Source organism: Phyllobacterium myrsinacearum (assembly GCF_002980555.1).
GTDB classification, from domain to species: Bacteria; Pseudomonadota; Alphaproteobacteria; order Rhizobiales; family Rhizobiaceae; genus Phyllobacterium; species Phyllobacterium myrsinacearum.
This window is the reverse complement of record NZ_PVBT01000003.1, coordinates 423,755-440,850: the sequence shown is the minus strand read 5'-3', so window position 1 is coordinate 440,850 and position 17,096 is coordinate 423,755. Positions and strand designations below refer to the sequence as shown.

General features: G+C 59.9%; 16 protein-coding genes. 9 read left to right on the top strand and 7 right to left on the bottom strand.

Features of this window, described 5'->3' with window-relative positions:
- Window positions 1–91: 91 nt before the first annotated feature.
- Entirely contained in the window at window positions 92–1,708 is a 1,617-nt protein-coding gene (purH, locus tag C5750_RS12850; protein WP_105734280.1) for a bifunctional phosphoribosylaminoimidazolecarboxamide formyltransferase/IMP cyclohydrolase, read from the top strand.
- Here purH and C5750_RS12845 read toward each other — a convergent pair.
- The 5 genes from C5750_RS12845 to C5750_RS12825 all read right to left on the bottom strand — a co-directional run bounded on the left by C5750_RS12845 (window position 1,698) and on the right by C5750_RS12825 (window position 10,140).
- On the bottom strand, window positions 1,698–3,065 hold the full coding sequence (locus tag C5750_RS12845; protein ID WP_105734279.1) for an MFS transporter: 1,368 nt from the start codon (window positions 3,063–3,065) through the stop codon (window positions 1,698–1,700). The genes purH and C5750_RS12845 overlap by 11 nt on opposite strands.
- 36 nt (window positions 3,066–3,101) lie before the next feature.
- Window positions 3,102–7,895 carry an NAD-glutamate dehydrogenase gene (locus tag C5750_RS12840; RefSeq protein ID WP_105734278.1) on the bottom strand — a complete coding sequence of 1,598 codons (4,794 nt, stop codon included), beginning with the start codon at window positions 7,893–7,895 and terminating at the stop codon, window positions 3,102–3,104.
- Between the two features lie 107 nt (window positions 7,896–8,002).
- Window positions 8,003–8,635 (bottom strand): TPM domain-containing protein, encoded by a 633-nt coding sequence (locus tag C5750_RS12835; RefSeq protein ID WP_105734277.1) that lies wholly within the window; start codon window positions 8,633–8,635, stop codon window positions 8,003–8,005.
- Between the two features lie 8 nt (window positions 8,636–8,643).
- Window positions 8,644–9,477, bottom strand: a complete 834-nt coding sequence (locus C5750_RS12830; protein ID WP_162800132.1) for a TPM domain-containing protein — start codon at window positions 9,475–9,477, stop codon at window positions 8,644–8,646.
- Window positions 9,478–9,519: 42 nt separating this feature from the next.
- Window positions 9,520–10,140: a LemA family protein gene (locus tag C5750_RS12825; RefSeq protein WP_105734275.1), complete on the bottom strand. Its 621-nt coding sequence runs from the start codon at window positions 10,138–10,140 to the stop codon at window positions 9,520–9,522.
- Between the two features lie 139 nt (window positions 10,141–10,279).
- Between C5750_RS12825 and C5750_RS12820 the strand changes: the two genes are divergently transcribed.
- The 4 genes from C5750_RS12820 (at window position 10,280) to C5750_RS12805 (ending at window position 12,700) form a co-directional block, all read left to right on the top strand.
- Window positions 10,280–10,540, top strand: coding sequence for a hypothetical protein (locus C5750_RS12820; RefSeq protein ID WP_105734622.1), 261 nt, complete (start codon window positions 10,280–10,282; stop codon window positions 10,538–10,540).
- Window positions 10,541–10,587: 47 nt separating this feature from the next.
- Window positions 10,588–11,472 (top strand): pyridoxal kinase PdxY, encoded by an 885-nt coding sequence (gene pdxY / locus C5750_RS12815; protein ID WP_105734274.1) that lies wholly within the window; start codon window positions 10,588–10,590, stop codon window positions 11,470–11,472.
- A 145-nt stretch (window positions 11,473–11,617) separates the two neighbouring features.
- Window positions 11,618–12,286 (top strand): carbonic anhydrase, encoded by a 669-nt coding sequence (locus C5750_RS12810; protein WP_105734273.1) that lies wholly within the window; start codon window positions 11,618–11,620, stop codon window positions 12,284–12,286.
- Between the two features lie 3 nt (window positions 12,287–12,289).
- Complete coding sequence (locus tag C5750_RS12805) at window positions 12,290–12,700, top strand: DUF4440 domain-containing protein (protein ID WP_130502081.1); 411 nt, start codon at window positions 12,290–12,292, stop codon at window positions 12,698–12,700.
- A gap of 58 nt (window positions 12,701–12,758) precedes the next feature.
- Here C5750_RS12805 and C5750_RS12800 read toward each other — a convergent pair whose 3' ends face one another.
- Both C5750_RS12800 and C5750_RS26825 read right to left on the bottom strand, forming a co-directional pair.
- The gene (locus C5750_RS12800) at window positions 12,759–13,580 is read right to left on the bottom strand and encodes a lytic murein transglycosylase (RefSeq protein ID WP_105734271.1); all 822 of its coding nucleotides are present in this window, start codon (window positions 13,578–13,580) and stop codon (window positions 12,759–12,761) included.
- Between the two features lie 197 nt (window positions 13,581–13,777).
- Window positions 13,778–14,041 (bottom strand): hypothetical protein, encoded by a 264-nt coding sequence (locus tag C5750_RS26825; protein ID WP_245421092.1) that lies wholly within the window; start codon window positions 14,039–14,041, stop codon window positions 13,778–13,780.
- Window positions 14,042–14,129: 88 nt separating this feature from the next.
- Between C5750_RS26825 and C5750_RS12785 the strand changes: the two genes are divergently transcribed.
- The 4 genes from C5750_RS12785 to rpsP all read left to right on the top strand — a co-directional run bounded on the left by C5750_RS12785 (window position 14,130) and on the right by rpsP (window position 17,024).
- A complete protein-coding gene (locus C5750_RS12785; RefSeq protein WP_162800133.1) occupies window positions 14,130–14,438 on the top strand; it encodes a BrnA antitoxin family protein in 309 nt (102 codons plus the stop codon).
- 244 nt (window positions 14,439–14,682) lie between these two features.
- Entirely contained in the window at window positions 14,683–16,254 is a 1,572-nt protein-coding gene (gene ffh / locus C5750_RS12780; protein WP_105734268.1) for a signal recognition particle protein, read from the top strand.
- Between the two features lie 2 nt (window positions 16,255–16,256).
- Window positions 16,257–16,565 carry a chorismate mutase gene (locus C5750_RS12775; RefSeq protein ID WP_105734267.1) on the top strand — a complete coding sequence of 103 codons (309 nt, stop codon included), beginning with the start codon at window positions 16,257–16,259 and terminating at the stop codon, window positions 16,563–16,565.
- An 18-nt stretch (window positions 16,566–16,583) separates the two neighbouring features.
- Complete coding sequence (gene rpsP / locus C5750_RS12770) at window positions 16,584–17,024, top strand: 30S ribosomal protein S16 (protein ID WP_105734266.1); 441 nt, start codon at window positions 16,584–16,586, stop codon at window positions 17,022–17,024.
- Window positions 17,025–17,096 lie beyond the last annotated feature (72 nt).

Genomic DNA, 17,096 nt, shown 5'->3' with positions numbered 1-17,096 from the left:
GAATATGCGATCGGAAGTAGGATTCCTCGGCCGCCTGTGCTAACCGGCTGTCCAAATCCCCCAAACTTTTCCGCTGAGGACGAATTCTCCCATGGCCGTCACCGCAAAATCCATTCCCGCTCCGAACCTTCATCCCGTCAAGCGCGCGCTCATTTCGGTTTCCGACAAGGCGGGCCTGACAGCCCTTGCCCATGCGCTGCACCGGCACGGTATCGAAATCCTGTCGACGGGCGGAACGTCGAAGACCATCGCGGCGGAAGGCATTCACGTCATTGACGTTTCCGAGGTCACCAATTTTCCCGAGATCATGGACGGCCGCGTCAAGACCCTGCACCCCAAGGTCCATGGCGGCCTTCTGGCAGTGCGCGACGATCCGGACCATGCGGAGGCCATGCAGGCGCACGGCATCGGCGCCATCGATCTGGCGGTCATCAATCTCTACCCCTTCGAAGAAGTCCGCCATTCCGGTGCCGACTACGCCACTATCGTCGAGAACATCGACATTGGCGGACCGGCCATGATCCGCGCTGCGGCAAAGAACCATGCCTATGTCGGCGTGGTCACCGATACGGGCGACTACGAGATGGTGATTGCCATGCTCGACAAGCATGAGGGATCGCTGCCCTATTCCTTCCGCCAGAGCCTCGCCGCCAAGGCCTATGCCCGCACGGCAACCTATGATGCGGCCATCTCAGGATGGTTTGCCGAAGCGCTGATGACCGAGACACCCTCGCGCCGGGCCATCGGCGGCTACCTGCATTCCGTCATGCGCTACGGTGAAAACCCGCACCAGTCCGCGGGCTTTTACCTCACAGGGGAAAAGCGTCCGGGCGTTGCCACGGCAACGCAGCTGCAGGGCAAGCAGCTTTCCTACAACAACATCAACGACACTGACGCAGCTTTCGAACTCGTTGCCGAGTTCGATCCGGCCCGCACGGCCGCCGTTGCCATCATCAAGCATGCCAACCCCTGCGGCGTGGCTGAGGGCGCGACACTGAAGGACGCTTACCTCAAGGCCCTGGCCTGCGATCCCGTTTCGGCCTTCGGCGGCATTGTTGCACTCAACAAGACGCTCGATGCCGATGCGGCGGAAGAAATCGTCAAGACCTTCACCGAAGTGATCATTGCGCCGGACGCGACGCCGGAAGCCCAGGCAATCGTTGCCGCCAAGAAGAATCTCCGCCTGCTTGTCACCGGCGGCCTGCCCGATCCACGCGCATCCGGCATCACCGCAAAGACCGTTGCCGGCGGCATTCTCGTCCAGTCACGCGACAGCGGCGTGGTCGACGATCTCGATCTGAAGGTCGTGACCAAGCGCGCGCCGACCGAGCAGGAAATGACCGATCTGAAGCTTGCCTTCCGCATCGCCAAGCATGTCAAATCCAACGCCATTGTCTATGTGAAGGATGGCGCGGCGGTTGGCATCGGTGCCGGTCAGATGAGCCGCGTTGATTCGGCGCGCATTGCCGCCCGCAAGGCGGAAGATGCCGCGGAAGCTGCCGGATTGGCAACACCTCTGACCAAGGGCTCGGTCGTCGCCTCCGACGCATTCTTCCCCTTCGCCGACGGTTTGCTGTCAGCGGTCGCCGCCGGAGCCACGGCAGTGATCCAGCCCGGTGGTTCCATGCGGGACGAGGATGTTATCGCTGCCGCCGACGAACATGGCATCGCCATGGTGTTCACCGGCATGCGCCATTTCAGACACTAGGCCTTGCCGGAATTGCAGCGGGATAGGGTGTTCGCAACAGGACAGCCAGTCCGGCCAGCAGGAAGACGATGATCATCGCCATGCCGAGGCGTGGCGATCCGCTTAGCGCTGTCACAGTGGCAACCATAAATGGCGCGAGAAAACTGGTTGCCCGCCCCGACAGGGCATAGATGCCGAAATAGCGGCCCGCTTCATCGATCGACACGCTGCGGGCCATGTAGGAGCGCGACGACGCCTGCACCGGGCCGAAGGCAACACCGATGAGCAGCCCGAACACAATGAAAGCCTTCTCGGCGGGTGTCTTGAACAACCCGGCCGTATCGGCGCCTGTCAGCGGCCACCATCCGAACAGGGTATAGCCAGGCCCCGTCGAGACAATGCCGATGGTCGCGATGGTCAGAAGCACCAGTGAAATTACCACCACGGCCTTCGAGCCGATCCGCGTGTCGAGCCAGCTCGCGGCAAGGCAGCCGAAAATCGCAACGACGTTCAGGATGATGCCGTAGATGCCGATCTCCGCCGTCGCCCAGCCGAACATGGTCGCGGCAAATGCCCCGCCAAGCGCGATCAGGGCGTTGACACCATCCTGGTAAATCATGCGGGCAATGAGAAAGCGGAAGATGCCCGGACGCTGGCGCACTTCGCCAATGGTGGATTTCAACTCCGCAAGCCCCCCGCGCACGGCCTTGCCGATGGGCAGCCCCCTTGCGCTGTCAGGTGTGAACAGGAACATCGGCAGCACGAAAACCAGATACCACAGCGCTGACAGCGGTCCGGTTGCGCGGTCACCCTCGCCCGCCGCGGGATCGAGCCCCAGGATTGGCTGCCATCCCAGCATGGTTTTTCCGGTGTCCGGCGACCCCGCCATGAAGGCGACCACAAAGATCAGGGCAATCATGCCACCGAGATAGCCGAGCCCCCACGCCATGTTGGAAATGCGCCCGATGTCCTTTTCCGGCACCAGCCGCGGCATCATGGAGTCGTTGAAAACGATGGAAAATTCCGCAGAAATCGATGCCAGCGAGAAGAAGATCAGAGGAGCAATCAGGCTGGAGCCTGGCGCCGCGAACCACAGCATCGACAGGGCTATGATCTGGATGACGGCAAAGAAGCCGATCCACGGCTTGCGCGCCCCGGTCTGATCGGCAATCGACCCGAGGACGGGCGACAGCACGGCAATGACGAGACCGGATATGGCAATGCCATAACCCCAGGCCGCCTGGCCGATGGCGGGATCACTCGCCATCCGCGCGACGAAATAGGGACCGAAGATAAAGGTCGTGACAACGGTGAAGAATGGCTGCGCCGCCCAGTCGAAGAGCATCCATCCCCAGATGCCCCGTGTAGACGCAGCCATGTCGTTTCCTTCCCCTGATCCGCCCTTCGGCCTGTTCTAGGACAGGTCGGAAAGCAATCCGGCGGCAACGGCGAGACGCGAGACCGTGAGGTCCCCGCCTTCGACGATATTCGCCATACGCTGACGCACTTCGTCGACCTGCGTACCGCGCCCCGTCAGCCATTCCTTCGCCGGATCGGACGTCTTGCCATGCTCGCTGAGCGCCGCCACGGCAATACCGCGCCGCGCCTGCGAAATCAGGTCCGATGCGCGCGCCAGCGCGATACCGTCATAGTAATCCGCGACGGAAACGCCCCGGGCGGCTTCGACGATACGGCCGATGCGGAACGCTTCGGAAATATCGAAATAAGCCTTGGCGGCACTGGCAATGTCGGTACCGGCCTGTTGGGCGACGGCTGCGATATCCGGAATGATCGGCGCAATTTCCAGCCGGGCGAGCTGAGCCGCCAAGGGCGCAGGTGCGCCCTGTCCGGCGTAATAGGCCGTATCGTCGCGCAGCTGATTGCTCATGGACAGCGGCAGCAGCTTCTCCAGTTTGGGCTGCAGGGTGCTGCGGGCCGCCTTGATTTCCTTGATTGCCGCCTCCAGGCCGATGCCACCGGTCCGGTTGCGCAGAACCCACGCCGTTGTCCAGTTGAGCATCTGCGCCACCTTGGCGTAAAAGCCGTTCTGCACATCGCCGGGCAACGCATTGTCGAGCGCATCGATATCGGCAAACAGCCCATCGACCTCGAAACCATCGCGCACGATCACATAGGCCCGGACGATATCCGGTGCCGACTGCCCCGTCAGATCGGCGAGGCGGCTGACAAAGGTCGGGCCGCCGCGGTTGATGGCATCATTGGCGAGCTGGGTCGCAATGATTTCCCGGCGCAGACGGTGCGTGCGGATTTCTTCGCCATAGCCTTCCTTCATCTGCTTCGGGAAATAGTCGAGCAGTCCGCGCTCCAGATAAGGATCATCCGGCAGGGTGCTGGCCAGCAGCTGATCGGACAGCACGATCTTGGCATAAGCAAGGAGAACGCCGAGTTCGGCGCGGCTCAGCGCTATGCCGTCAGCCTGCCGTTCGGCCAGAGCCTTGTCATCAGGCAATGTTTCCACCTTGCGATTCAACAGCTTCCGGGCTTCCAGTTCGCTCATGAACCGCGACTGATAGGCAAGATCGGTCAATCCGCGCCGCTGCGCCAGCGACAGAGCCAGCGTCTGCAGGTAATTGTTGCGCAGGACGAGATGCCCCACTTCGTCCGTCATCGATTCAAGCAGTGTATCGCGCTTGTCGCGCTGCAGTTTTCCCGAACGCATGGCCTGCGCCAGGGCAATCTTGATGTTGACCTCGACGTCGGAGGTGTTCACGCCGGCTGAGTTGTCGATGGCGTCGGAATTGCAGCGTCCGCCAGCGAGACCGAACTCGATGCGCGCCTTCTGCGTCACGCCGAGATTGGCACCCTCGCCGATCACCTTGGCCCGCACATCAAGCCCGGTGATGCGGATGGCATCATTGGCGCGATCCCCGACCTCGGCATCCGTCTCGAAGCTGGAGCGGATATAGGTGCCGATGCCGCCGAACCACAGGAGGTCGACCGGCGCTTTCAGGATGGCCGTCATGATTTCGAACGGCGTTGCCGTGGTCTTGGCAAGGCCGATCACCTTGGCGGCTTCCTTCGACAGCGTGATCGACTTCTGCGAACGGGAGAACACGCCGCCGCCGGCTGAAATCTTCGACTTGTCATAGTCCTGCCAGCTCGAACGCGGCAGATTGAACAGGCGCTGCCGCTCCTTCAGGCTGGCTTTGACGTCAGGCTCCGGATCAATGAAGATATCGCGGTGGTCGAACGCGGCAACGAGTTTCGTCTGCGGTGACAGCAACATGCCATTGCCGAACACATCGCCGGACATGTCGCCGACGCCAACGGCGATAAACGGCACTTTCTGGATATCCGTGCCGATTTCGCGGAAATGCCGTTTCACGGCTTCCCAGGCGCCGCGAGCGGTGATGCCCATCTTCTTGTGGTCGTAACCGGCCGAACCGCCCGATGCAAAAGCATCGTCCAGCCAGAAATCATGCGCCTGGCTGATGGCATTGGCGGTGTCGGAGAATGTCGCCGTACCCTTGTCGGCGGCCACGACGAAATAGGGATCGTCACCGTCCAGCCGCAGGATATTGTCTGGCGGCACCACGGTTTCGCCGTGCAGATTGTCGGTCACCGACAACAGTGTCGCGATGAAGGTGATGTAGGCGGAGCGTCCGGCCTCAAAGATCACATTGCGGTCGCCGCCCGTCGGCAGGCGCTTGGGATAGAACCCGCCCTTGGCACCAACCGGTACGATGACGGCATTCTTGACCTGCTGCGCCTTGACCAGGCCCAGCACTTCCGTGCGGTAGTCCTGTGCCCGGTCCGACCAGCGCAGCCCGCCGCGCGCGACAGGACCGAAGCGCAGGTGCACACCCTCGACTTCAGGACCATAGACAAAGATTTCGCGATAGGGCCGTGGCTCCGGCAGATCATCCAGCGCACGCGGGTCCAGCTTGAAGGCCAGCGTCACGCGCTCGCTGCCGTCTTCCTCCGGCGCAAAGGCATTGGTGCGCAATGTCGATTCGATCAGATTGAGGAAACGGCGCAGGATACGGTCGTCGTCAAGACTCGGCACACCCTGCAACGCCTCTTCGATGGCGGCGCGAATCGTTGCCTGCTTGCGTTCCGATTGCGCAGCAGCACCTTTTTTCGGATTGAGCCGCTGCTCGAACAGATCGAACAATTGCTTGGCAATCGCCGGGTAACGGTTGAGCGCAATGGCAATGTAATCCTGCGAGTAGGGAATGCCGGCCTGCTGCAGATAACGGCCATAGGCGCGCAGGATGATGATCTGGCGCGCTGTGAGCTGCCCGGTCAAGGCGAGCGCATTGTAACCGTCATTGTCGGACGCACCGCCCCATATGTTGCGGAATACATCTTCAAACAGGTCGCCATTGTCCCTCAGATCGATAGGCGATCCCGATGTGCTGACCAATTCCATGTCATGCACGAAAAGCGGGCTTCCATCGGCGGCAGGCAGGGCGAATGTCTGCTCGCTGATCACTCGGAAGCCCATGTTTTCCAAAAGCGGCACGCGTTGCGACAGGGCGACGGCCGAGCCATAGTGATAGATTTTCAGCGACGCCGCATTCGGGCCGTCGGTCCGGTGACGGTAGAAATCAACGAACAGCGGATTGGTCCGCGACAGCCCGGCAATCCGGCTGGCATCGATCAGCGCTTCATCGGGTGAGAAGTTTTCCCGATAGGAATCGGGGAATACCGCGGCGAGAGACGAGAATTCCGCCAGGCCGCTGCGGTCGCCCACTTCGGCGACCGCATCTTCCCAGGTGCGGACAATCGAACGGACGGTTTCTTCCAGAGCCTCACGCTTGACCTTGGGGAAGTCATTCTCCGCATGGCCGATGATGAAATGGACACGCGCCAGATTGCCTTCCGGAAACGCCGGATAATAGGCCGAAACATGTCCCTCATAGGTTGCCGCGAGATAGGAACCGACCTTTTCGCGCACGATGGAATCGTAACGTTCGCGCGGCACATAGACGATGATGGAGGCAAAGCGGCCGAATGGATCGATGCGTGGCAGAACACGCACGCGCGGACGCTCGCCCAAGGCCAGGATGATCTCGGCATTGCGGGTCAGTGTCTTGACGTCGATCTGGAAAAGATCGTCGCGCGGATAGCTCTCAAGGACCTTGATCAACTGCTTGCCCGAGTGATCCTCGCGGTTGAATCCGAGACGGCTGATGACGCTTTCCGTCTTCGAGCGCAGATAGGGGATCTTCAGCACGGACCGTGTATAGGCCCCGGACGTAAACAGGCCGACGAAGCGCAGCTCGCCGCTCACCTTGCCCTCGGCATCATAGGTCTTGACGCCGATATAATCCATGTAGCCGCGGCGATGCACCAGCGACTTGGTGTTTGCCTTGGTGACGATCAGCGGCTCGGGACCCGTGAGGAATGCGATGATCTGCGGCGTTGTCGTCACGCCCTGGTTGCCGCGCTTGAGCACGCGCACATCGGGATCACGCAGAATGCCAAGACCCGGCTTGCCCGACCGCTCCAGTTCACCCTGGCTGCCGTCGCCCTGATAGTCGTATTCGCGCACACCGAGGAAGGTGAAATTATTGTCGCGCAGCCATTCGAGGAATTCGACCGCCTCTTCGGCGGCGGCTTTCTTCATCGGTGTCTTGCCGGACTTGTAGGCCTCGATCGCATCGCCGAGACGCGCGACCATGGCGGCGCGGTCATTCACCGCTTCGCGCACCTGCTTGAGCACGAGATTGAGCGCCTCGAACATGATTTCGCGCACCGGTGCATCCAGTGCGGGCACATGAATCTGCATCACGGAGACACGGAGCTCGTCCTTGCCGGGCTTGTCGGGGCCTGCAGCCCCGATAACCGCACCGCTTTTCCTGTCCACATCCATCACCGGATGCAGAACCAGATAAACCGAGCTGACCCGCTCGCTGATCTCGCCCAGAACCGAGTCGAGCAGGAAGGGCATGTTGTCGTTGATCAGGGTAACGACCGTGACCGGCCTGCCATCACGGGAAACCGTGCTGCCATCGGAAAGGTCGATCAGCGGCTTTCCCGGCTTGAACCGGCTCAGCGCATCCTCGGCAAGCGTGGCGGATATTGTCAGTGCCCCGGCATCATAATCAGCGAGGTCTTCTGCCGGTGCCCGCGCAAACAGCAGTTCTTCAAACAACCCGGGTGTTTGCTTTTTTTCTTTCGTGGCTTTTACTGTTTTTGATTTCGGAGCGGCTTTCGCGCCCGATTTTGTTTTTGAAGCCATCAGATTCTCTCCCTGAACAGGCATTTTGGCTCATCATAGCCACTGAAATTGCATTTTCGACTGCAAACTGCACGCCGGACGTAAAATTCGCATGACATTTGGACGGGCTACAGTTCCACCAGATGATCATCGAGTTCATTGATGTTGTCGGGACCCGCTGGAAAGTGTGTTTCGAGCAGTTGTCCCGCATGTTGGATGGCCTTGAGGAAACCCGAGGCGTGATCATCCAGCGCCGCATGATCTGTCAGGGTTGCGACGATGCCGTTCCATTCCTCCTGCGGCACCCGGGCATTGATGCCCGCATCTGCCACAACCTCCGCATAGTGTTCGGCCAGGGACACGAAGAGCAGAATGCCGGTGCGCTTTTCCGTCAGGTGAACATTGCGCGCCAGGAATTGCTGAACCGCATTGAGGTGCGCGCGCTGATAGAGGATGCGCTTGGGTACGAACAGCATGCCCAGGCCCGGAACCAGCCGGATCAGCAGGATAGCGGTGAGAAACGCTGCGAGAATGGCCAGGCCGAACAGCGGCAGGGAAATCGTGAACCAGTACCAGTGCGCAGCCAGCGCAACCGCGACGGCTGCAATGAGGATGGCAACGGTGACGACAAAACCGGCGACGAAGAAATAGCTGTCGCTGCGGCGGGCAAGCACCGCGTAGATTTCGCCGCTGGTCCGGCTTTCCGCATCACGGATCGCCTCGGCAATGCGGGCGTGATCCTCGTCGCTCATCATTGACATGCTCTCTCCTACCAACTTCCCGAAGCGCCGCCGCCGCCGGACGAACCACCGCCGCCGGAAAAGCCGCCGCCACCGCCGCCACCGGAGGACCATCCGCCACCGCCAGACGACCACCCGCCGCCGGAACCGCCGCCCGAGGAGGATCGTGTGTCGATGGTCATGCCAAGCCATTTGTAGCGGCCGGGCCCGATCTTCTGGCCGAAAACCGATGCCATGATCGCCATGCCGAAACCGCCGAAGAAGATCAGCACCCAGATTGAGATGAAAATCACCCCGAACCAGTCGATATTGGAGGATTCCTTCTGGATATTCCGCTTTGCCCGCGCCTGGAGTTCCGCCGAATCGCCGGAAAGCACGGTCAGTATATCGTCGACCCCACGCGCTATGCCGCCGGAATAGTCACCCGAACGGAAGCCAGGAATAATGGCATTCTCGATGATCAGCCTGGACAACAGATCCGTGAGCGTGCCTTCCAGCCCGTAGCCGACCTCGATGCGTACCTTGCGGTCATTGGGCGCGACAACCAGAAGCACGCCGTTGTTTTCCTGCTTCTGGCCGAGCGCCCAGGCACGATAAAGCCGGTTGGAATAGGGTTCGATCGCCTCGCCATCAAGGCTTGGGACCGTCACCACGACGACCTGGTCGGACGATTTCGCCTCGAACGCCGCCAGCTTCTGGGTGATGGCATCGCGGGTTGCCGCGTCGATGACGTTCGCGCCATCGACCACACGACCCGTCAGAACCGGCAGGTCAGCCGCAAGGGCATTGCCCAGCAGCAGCGCGAGCAGGACCGGAATCAGCAGCAGGCCATACGACATCCGCATCAGCGCGGGGTGTCGCATGGCAGTAACCGCGCTTTGGCGGATGGTGCGCATTCTGAAAGCCTAGAATTTGACTTGGGGCGTCTGCTTGGCGGAATCGTCGATCGTGAAGGTTTGATAGGGCTGGTTGCCGGTGTACCAGATCCATGTCCAGATGATTGTCGGCATGGTTTTCAGCGACGTGTTGTAGACGCGCACCGCCTCGATATAATCACGGCGGGCAACCGCTATGCGGTTTTCCGTGCCTTCCAGCTGTGATTGCAATGCCAGGAAGTTCTGGTTGGATTTGAGATCGGGATAGTTTTCAACGACGGCCAGAAGCCGTGACAGGGCACCGGTCAGATTGGCCTGATTGTCCTGGAACGCCTTGAACGCATTGGGATCCTTCAGCGTATCCGGTGTCACCTGCACCGATGTCGCCTTGGCGCGCGCCTCGACCACGGACGTCAGCACATCCTTTTCCTGAGCCGCATAACCTTTGACGGTTTCCACCAGGTTCGGGATCAGGTCCGCACGGCGCTGATACTGGTTGAGCACCTCGCTCCACGCAGCCTTGGCCTGTTCTTCATTGGTCGGAATCGTATTGAAACCGCATGCGGAAAGCAGCGGTAAGAGAATGGCAAGCGCAAGAACCGAAAAAACATTGCGTGGCAAAAAGCCGGACGACGACGCCATTTTCTGCATAAAACCCTCTCCTCAACACTCATTTTCCTGACCGGTTGGCCGTTTTGGAACGAAGCAGGCTGAGCGTAGCCATTTTTTGCTGCAAAAGGAACTGGCAAAGCGCTATGCTGCCTTGCAACAGGGATCAAGCGGAATCGCCATGGCTGCCAATGACAAAGAACGTCAGACTGTAACAGAATCGGCGCGGATTCTGGAACGCGTCAACCATGAGTCGAATGCGGGCAGCGGAACCGTGATTGACCGGGCCGTAGCCAGAACCAAAGGGCATTTCACTGCACGGGATGCCGATGCCGGCGATCCGATCGAAATCTGGGGAACGCGCATCGGAAGGTTTCTGGGATTGCTTGTGCTGCTCGCCATGTTTATCTGGTTGATCAGTTCTGTTACCGGCAAAAGCTGAGTCTGCGCGCTCATCCCGCTTTTCCGAACTCCTTTACGAGTATTCCCATGACCGGTTCTGTTGCCCCCTCCTCCAATGCTGTCATTGTCATTTCAAGCCACGTGGTGCGCGGTTCCGTTGGCAACCGTGCAGCGGTGTTTGCGCTTGAGACCCTCGGGCACCCGGTCTGGGCAGTGCCGACAGTCATCCTGCCATGGCATCCCGGGCATGGGGCGGCCAAGCGCATCGTGCCGGAACCGCAGCAGTTCGACGACCTGATCGCCGATCTGGAACGTGCGCCGTGGCTGGGCGAAGTGCGCGCCATCATGACCGGATATCTCGGCAATGCCGCGCAGGCGGCATCCGTTGCCCGCCTGGTCAGGAAGGTCAAAAGCCAGAACAAGGATGTGCTTTACCTCTGCGATCCCGTCATTGGCGACACCAAAGGACTATATGTCCCCGAAGCGACGGCCATCGGCATTCGCGATGAACTCATGCCGCTGGCCGATATCTCCACACCCAACCGTTTCGAACTCGCCTGGCTTGCCGGCGCCGATCTTCCCGATAACAAGGCGATCATGCAGGCCGCTCTTCATGCCGGTCCCGGCACGATGCTGGTCACCTCGGCCCATCCGATGCTGGCGGGCGGTACCGGAAATCTCCTGGTCACCCACTCCTTCGCCATGCTGGCGGAGCATCGCCTTGTCACCGGGCCGACGAACGGGCTTGGCGACCTGACGTCGGCACTCTTCCTGGCACGCATGCTGGCCGGCCTTGATCATGAACAGATTTTGCAGCGGACCACCGCGTCAGTCTTTGAAATCATGGCTCGCTCCGCCAAGCGCGGCGCCGATGAGTTGATGCTCGAGGCGGATGCTTCCAGCCTGTCCAGTCCAATGGCAATGATCCAGATGCGCCGCCTCACGCACCCGAGCAAAGGCATCCGGGCCTGACCTGCGCCGTTTCGACACGGTGCGCTGTTCGCAATTTCGGTGACACGCCGCGAAACCGCCCTATTCTGGGGTCTCGCATTGTGGCGATGCGTCCACCGGCGCAAGACCAATTGATCTTCCCTTCAATCGGGATTAATGCACCATCATGACCATGCTTCCTGAGAAACTGCTCACCGGTTATCGCACCTTCATGGCACAGCGTTATGCCAATGAAACCATGCGCTACCGCCAGCTGGCCGAACAGGGCCAGACCCCCGAAACGCTGGTGATCGCCTGTTGCGACTCGCGCGCCGCCCCTGAAATCATTTTCGATACCAGTCCCGGCGAGATTTTCGTCATCCGCAATGTCGCCAATCTGGTGCCGCCCTATGAACCTGATGGCGAGTACCATGCGACATCGGCCGCGCTTGAATTTGCCGTGCAGAGCCTCAAGGTGAAGAACATCGTCGTTCTGGGGCATGGGCGTTGCGGCGGCATCAAGGCAGCGCTCGATACGGAGAGCAAGCCGCTTTCCCCCGGTGACTTCATCGGCAAATGGATGAGCCTCGTGGCGCCCGCCGCCGAAGCGGTCGCCGCAAATGAGCTGATGACCCCGTTCGAGCGCCAGACGGCGCTGGAGCGCATCTCCATCCGTTATTCCCTGCGGAACCTGCGCAGCTTTCCCTGTGTCGATATTCTGGAGAAGAAGGGACGCCTCACATTGCATGGCGCCTGGTTCGATATCTCGACGGGCGAGCTCTGGGTGATGAACCCTGAAACCGGGGATTTCCTGCGTCCCGACCCTGAACTGGTCGACCTGCAGCCGGGGCAGTAACCGATGCAAAGACTGTTGATCGCAATCACGCTGCTTCTCAGCCTCGTGGTGCCTTCGCTTGCCGAAGATACACCTGAAACACTCGTTGAGCGCTGGTACAAGGCATTGATGACGGCTGACCGGGCCGAGTTCGCCAATCTTCTGACGGATGATGCAACCATTGTGCTGGAAGATCAGGAAGTCGAACTGAACAAGAGCGAATTCCTCGCGTCGCTCGCCGAATGGGAGAACGCCGTAAAAAACACCACCGTAAAGCACCGGCTTGAAGGAACCGAAAACGGCCGGATGACCATGCTCGTCTGCTACGCATTCCCCGAAAACACCACCTATTCCCGTGAGATATTCAGCTTCCGCGACGGCAAGATCAGCGCCAGTGCACAAGGCGCCATCGGCGAGACCTGTGAAGGCTTCTAAACAAAAGGCCGGTGCGAACACACCGGCCTTTTGAATTTGATGGAGCGGACGGAAGGCTTTATTTGCCGTCGATCTGCGCACCCATGATGGCGATCGCCTGCTGGTAAACGCTAGCGGCATTCCAGCCCTGGATTGCCGCAAAATTCGGCTCGCCCTGCTGATAGCCGGCGCCCCGCTGCCAGCCGTGGCCGACCAGGAAATTTGCGGTGGATGCCAGGGCATCGGCCTTGGAGCGCACCATGTCAATGTGACCGCTGCCATCGCCATCAACACCATATTTCAGCACATTGGCGGGCATGAATTGGGTCTGGCCGATTTCGCCATGCAACGCGCCGCGCGCGTCGGGCGCCAGATCGCCGTGATCGATGAGCTTCAAGGCCGCGTAAAGCTGCTGGCGGAAATAATCACTGCGGCGGCAGTCATAGGCGAGCGTCGATACGGCGGACAGCGTGTGCTGGTCACCCATATAGGCGCCAAAGCCCGTTTCCATGCCCCAGATGGCAATGATCGGGCCGGCCGGTACGCCATAGCGCTTTTCGATGCTGGCAAAGAGCGCCGCATTCTGCGCCTTCTGCTTCTTGCCGCGCGACACGATGGTCTGGCCGCCGCGGACCTGCAGGAATTTGTCGAGCGAGTACTTGAAGCTCTTCTGATTGCGATCGAGCGCAATCGTCTTCGTGGAATAGGTCACGTTATTGAGCGCATTGAGGCCTTTGCTGCCGATCCCTTGCGACTGGGCTTCCTGCTTGAACTGCTGAACCCATGCCGGAAACCCGGCGGAGTTGTTGCCGCACTGGGCGGCAGCCTGTGCTGCACCCGCAGTCAGAAAAACCGCTGCAGCGACCCCTGCAAAAAACCTGGCTTTGGCAACAAATGCCATGGATATCTCCTTAAAAGTTGAATCTTCTTTGAACCTATCTGCCATTTTTCTGATCCGCTGTCATCTGGCAGAATCCCGCGATATCTGGCGAAACCGCGCCAATTCCGTTTATTTTGGCCCGGTTTCGGGCTTTTGACGCCACTCGAAGGCATTTTGAGGGCCGGGAGCAAGTCCATGAACCTCGGACTCTTCACAACCTAGAATTGCTGCATACAACCTGATTCGGCTGCTCGTATTAGACGTATTGATAAGCAGCACTGTTCGATTTTCATTGTAAAATGGCCGCGGTTTTCATGCGTAAATTCGATTGGGATGACGAAAAGGCCAGAAGCAATTTGCGCAAGCATGGCGTGGATTTCGAATGTGCGAAATGTTTTCAGTTCAGCACGGCTTTGGAACGCTTGGACGATCGGGAAAACTAAGCAGAAGAGCGGATCGTGGCGATAGGCTTTATCGGGCATACGCTTTTCACACTTATTTACACCGAACGCGGTGACCAGATTAGAGTTATCTTCTTGCGCAGATCGACAACGACTGAGATCAAAAGATATGCAAGCGAATATGACTGAGAAACAACGCGCCGCGCACAGAGCTCGCATTCAAGCGGCTTTGGACAGCATCACCCCCGAAGAAGATGCCGTGCTGACCAAGGCTGCACTGGAGGATCCGGATACGGTGCTGATTACCGAATTGAGCAAGCGTAAGCCGGGCAGGCCGGTCGCGGATATCACCAAGACCCCGGTTTCCATCCGTCTCAGCCCCGATGTGCTCGATTATTTCCGTTCCGGCGGCCCCGGCTGGCAGAGCCGCATCGACGAGGCCTTGCGTGAAGCCGCAGGATTGAAAAAGCACGCTTGATGCCCTTGTCTTGACTTTGAGCCGCATTTCCTGTTTAAGCCGCCCATCAATCCGCGACGAGTTCCAAACTCCGAGCAGCCGACCGGGACCCCGCAAGGGTTCGACGATCCCGGAGGTCAACACCCGACAGCGCGATGCGCCCTCGGGTGCAATTTTGCTTTGAGCCGCATTTTGACTATGGGCTTTGGCGCGGAGGATGCTTACCTCTCGGGGAAACGGTTCCCGGAAGGATAAAGGAAAACGGATGTTTGAGAGCTTACAGGAACGACTAGGTTCGATTTTGAATGGCCTGACCGGCCGTGGCGCGTTGTCGGATGCCGACGTCGCGGCGGCTTTGCGCGAAGTGCGCCGGGCATTGATCGAAGCTGACGTTGCCCTCGATGTTGTCCGCTCGTTCACGGACAAGGTTCGCGCCAAGGCGGTTGGCGCCGAAGTCCTGAAAAGCATCAAGCCGGGCCAGATGGTCGTCAAGATCGTCCATGACGAACTCGTCGACATGCTTGGCGCCGAAGGCGTGACGATTGATCTCAATGCCCCGGCACCCGTCGTCATCATGATGGTCGGTCTGCAGGGCTCCGGTAAGACCACCACCACCGGCAAGATCGGCAAACGCCTGACCGAACGGTCGAAGAAGAAGGTGCTGCTGGCGTCACTCGACACCCGCCGTCCGGCTGCCCAGGAACAGTTGCGCCAGCTTGGCGTACAGACCGGCGTCGACACGCTGCCGATCATCGCCGGCCAGACGCCGGTTGAGATCGCCGCGCGCGCCGTGCAGGCCGCCAAGCTCGGCGGCCACGACGTCGTCATTCTCGACACCGCCGGCCGCACGCATATTGACGAGCCGCTGATGGTCGAAATGGCCGACATCAGGAAAAAGGCCAATCCGCACGAAATCCTGCTCGTCGCCGATGCCCTGACCGGTCAGGACGCCGTCAATCTAGCCCGATCCTTCGACGAACGCGTCGGCATCACCGGTCTCGTCCTGACCCGTATGGACGGTGACGGCCGCGGCGGTGCTGCGCTTTCGATGCGCGCTGTCACCGGCAAGCCGATCAAGCTGATCGCCACCGGCGAAAAGATGGATGCGCTGGAGGAATTCTATCCTCGCCGTATCGCTGACCGTATTCTCGGCATGGGCGACATTGTTTCGCTCGTTGAGAAGGCAGCCGAAAACATCGATGCGGAAAAAGCCGCGGCGATGGCCAAGAAGATGCAGTCCGGCAAGTTCGATCTCAACGATCTGGCGGACCAGATCGGCCAGATGCAGAAGCTTGGCGGCATGGGCGGCATCATGGGAATGATGCCCGGCATGGGCAAGATGAAGGATCAGATGGCAGCAGCCGGTCTTGACGATTCCATCTTCAAGCGCCAGCTCGCGATCATTTCCTCGATGACCGCAGCCGAGCGCACCAATCCGGATTTGCTCAAACATTCGCGCAAGCAGCGTATTGCCAAGGGCTCCGGCACCAACGCAGCCGACATCAACAAGCTGCTCAAAATGCACCGCCAGATGGCGGACATGATGAAGGCAATGGGCGGCAAGGGCAAAGGCGGCATCATGAAACAGATGATGGGCGGCCTTGGCGCCAAGATGGGTCTCGGCGGATTGGGTGGCATGGGCGGCATGCCTGACCTCTCTAAGATGGACCCGAAACAGCTTGAGGCCTTGCAGAAGCAGGCGGAAGCCGCAGGCTTCGGCAAGAGTGGCGGTCTTCCCGGTCTTCCGGGCGGCTTCGGTGGTGGTTTGGGCGGCGGCCTCCCGCGTTTGCCCGGCCTTGGTGGCGGGCTTCCCGGCCTGCCGAAGAAGAAGGGATAATCATGACGTCTTCCTCTCTGCCAAAAGAATTGCTCGAACTGCGTGCCTCCATCGACAATATCGATGCGGCGCTGATTCACATGCTGGCGGAACGTTTCCGCTGCACCAAAGCCGTGGGTGTGCTGAAAGCCAAAAATGGCCTCGCAGCTGCTGATCCCGCGCGCGAAAAACAACAGGTCGAACGTCTGCGCGCCCTCGCCCAGTCGGCCGACCTCGACCCGGATTTTGCCGAGAAGTTTCTCAACTTCATCGTCAAGGAAGTGATCAGACATCACGAAACAACTGCGGCCAAGGAAAACGCCGCGACCTAACCAACAGGAGAATACCCTATGTCACTGAAAATCCGCCTGGCACGCGCCGGCTCCAAGAAGCGCCCTTACTACCACATCGTCATTGCTGACGTTCGTGCACCGCGCGATGGCCGTTTCATTGAAACCGTTGGCGCATGGAACCCGATGCTTCCCAAGGACGGCGACCGCGTCAAGCTTGACGCTGACCGCATCCAGCATTGGATCGGCCACGGCGCGCAGCCAACCGACCGCGTTCTGCGCTTCCTCGATCAGGCCGGCATTGCCAAGCGCGACACGCGCAGCAACCCTGAAAAGGGTCTTCCGGGCAAGAAGGCTCAGGAACGCGTTGCCATGGCCAAGCAGGCCGAAGAAGACGCAAAGGCAAAGATTGCCGCTGAAGCTGAAGCTGCAAAGGCAGCTGAAGAAGCCGCCAAGGCCGCTGCCGAAGCACCGGCTGAAGAAGCTGCTGCCAGCGAATAAGCTTTACTGCATCGCTAAGACAGCAAAACGGGTGGCTCGCAGCCACCCGTTTTTGTTTTTGCTCTTGCAACG

Bases quoted from the DNA above. Each gene is read 5' to 3' on its own strand.
- purH (WP_105734280.1), top strand. From the start codon at position 92: ATGGCCGTCACCGCAAAATCCATTCCCGCTCCGAACCTTCATCCCGTC.
- C5750_RS12845 (WP_105734279.1), bottom strand. From the start codon at position 3,065: ATGGCTGCGTCTACACGGGGCATCTGGGGATGGATGCTCTTCGACTGG.
- C5750_RS12840 (WP_105734278.1), bottom strand. From the start codon at position 7,895: ATGGCTTCAAAAACAAAATCGGGCGCGAAAGCCGCTCCGAAATCAAAA.
- C5750_RS12835 (WP_105734277.1), bottom strand. From the start codon at position 8,635: ATGTCAATGATGAGCGACGAGGATCACGCCCGCATTGCCGAGGCGATC.
- C5750_RS12830 (WP_162800132.1), bottom strand. From the start codon at position 9,477: ATGCGACACCCCGCGCTGATGCGGATGTCGTATGGCCTGCTGCTGATT.
- C5750_RS12825 (WP_105734275.1), bottom strand. From the start codon at position 10,140: ATGCAGAAAATGGCGTCGTCGTCCGGCTTTTTGCCACGCAATGTTTTT.
- C5750_RS12820 (WP_105734622.1), top strand. From the start codon at position 10,280: ATGGCTGCCAATGACAAAGAACGTCAGACTGTAACAGAATCGGCGCGG.
- pdxY (WP_105734274.1), top strand. From the start codon at position 10,588: ATGACCGGTTCTGTTGCCCCCTCCTCCAATGCTGTCATTGTCATTTCA.
- C5750_RS12810 (WP_105734273.1), top strand. From the start codon at position 11,618: ATGACCATGCTTCCTGAGAAACTGCTCACCGGTTATCGCACCTTCATG.
- C5750_RS12805 (WP_130502081.1), top strand. From the start codon at position 12,290: ATGCAAAGACTGTTGATCGCAATCACGCTGCTTCTCAGCCTCGTGGTG.
- C5750_RS12800 (WP_105734271.1), bottom strand. From the start codon at position 13,580: ATGGCATTTGTTGCCAAAGCCAGGTTTTTTGCAGGGGTCGCTGCAGCG.
- C5750_RS26825 (WP_245421092.1), bottom strand. From the start codon at position 14,041: ATGCCCGATAAAGCCTATCGCCACGATCCGCTCTTCTGCTTAGTTTTC.
- C5750_RS12785 (WP_162800133.1), top strand. From the start codon at position 14,130: ATGCAAGCGAATATGACTGAGAAACAACGCGCCGCGCACAGAGCTCGC.
- ffh (WP_105734268.1), top strand. From the start codon at position 14,683: ATGTTTGAGAGCTTACAGGAACGACTAGGTTCGATTTTGAATGGCCTG.
- C5750_RS12775 (WP_105734267.1), top strand. From the start codon at position 16,257: ATGACGTCTTCCTCTCTGCCAAAAGAATTGCTCGAACTGCGTGCCTCC.
- rpsP (WP_105734266.1), top strand. From the start codon at position 16,584: ATGTCACTGAAAATCCGCCTGGCACGCGCCGGCTCCAAGAAGCGCCCT.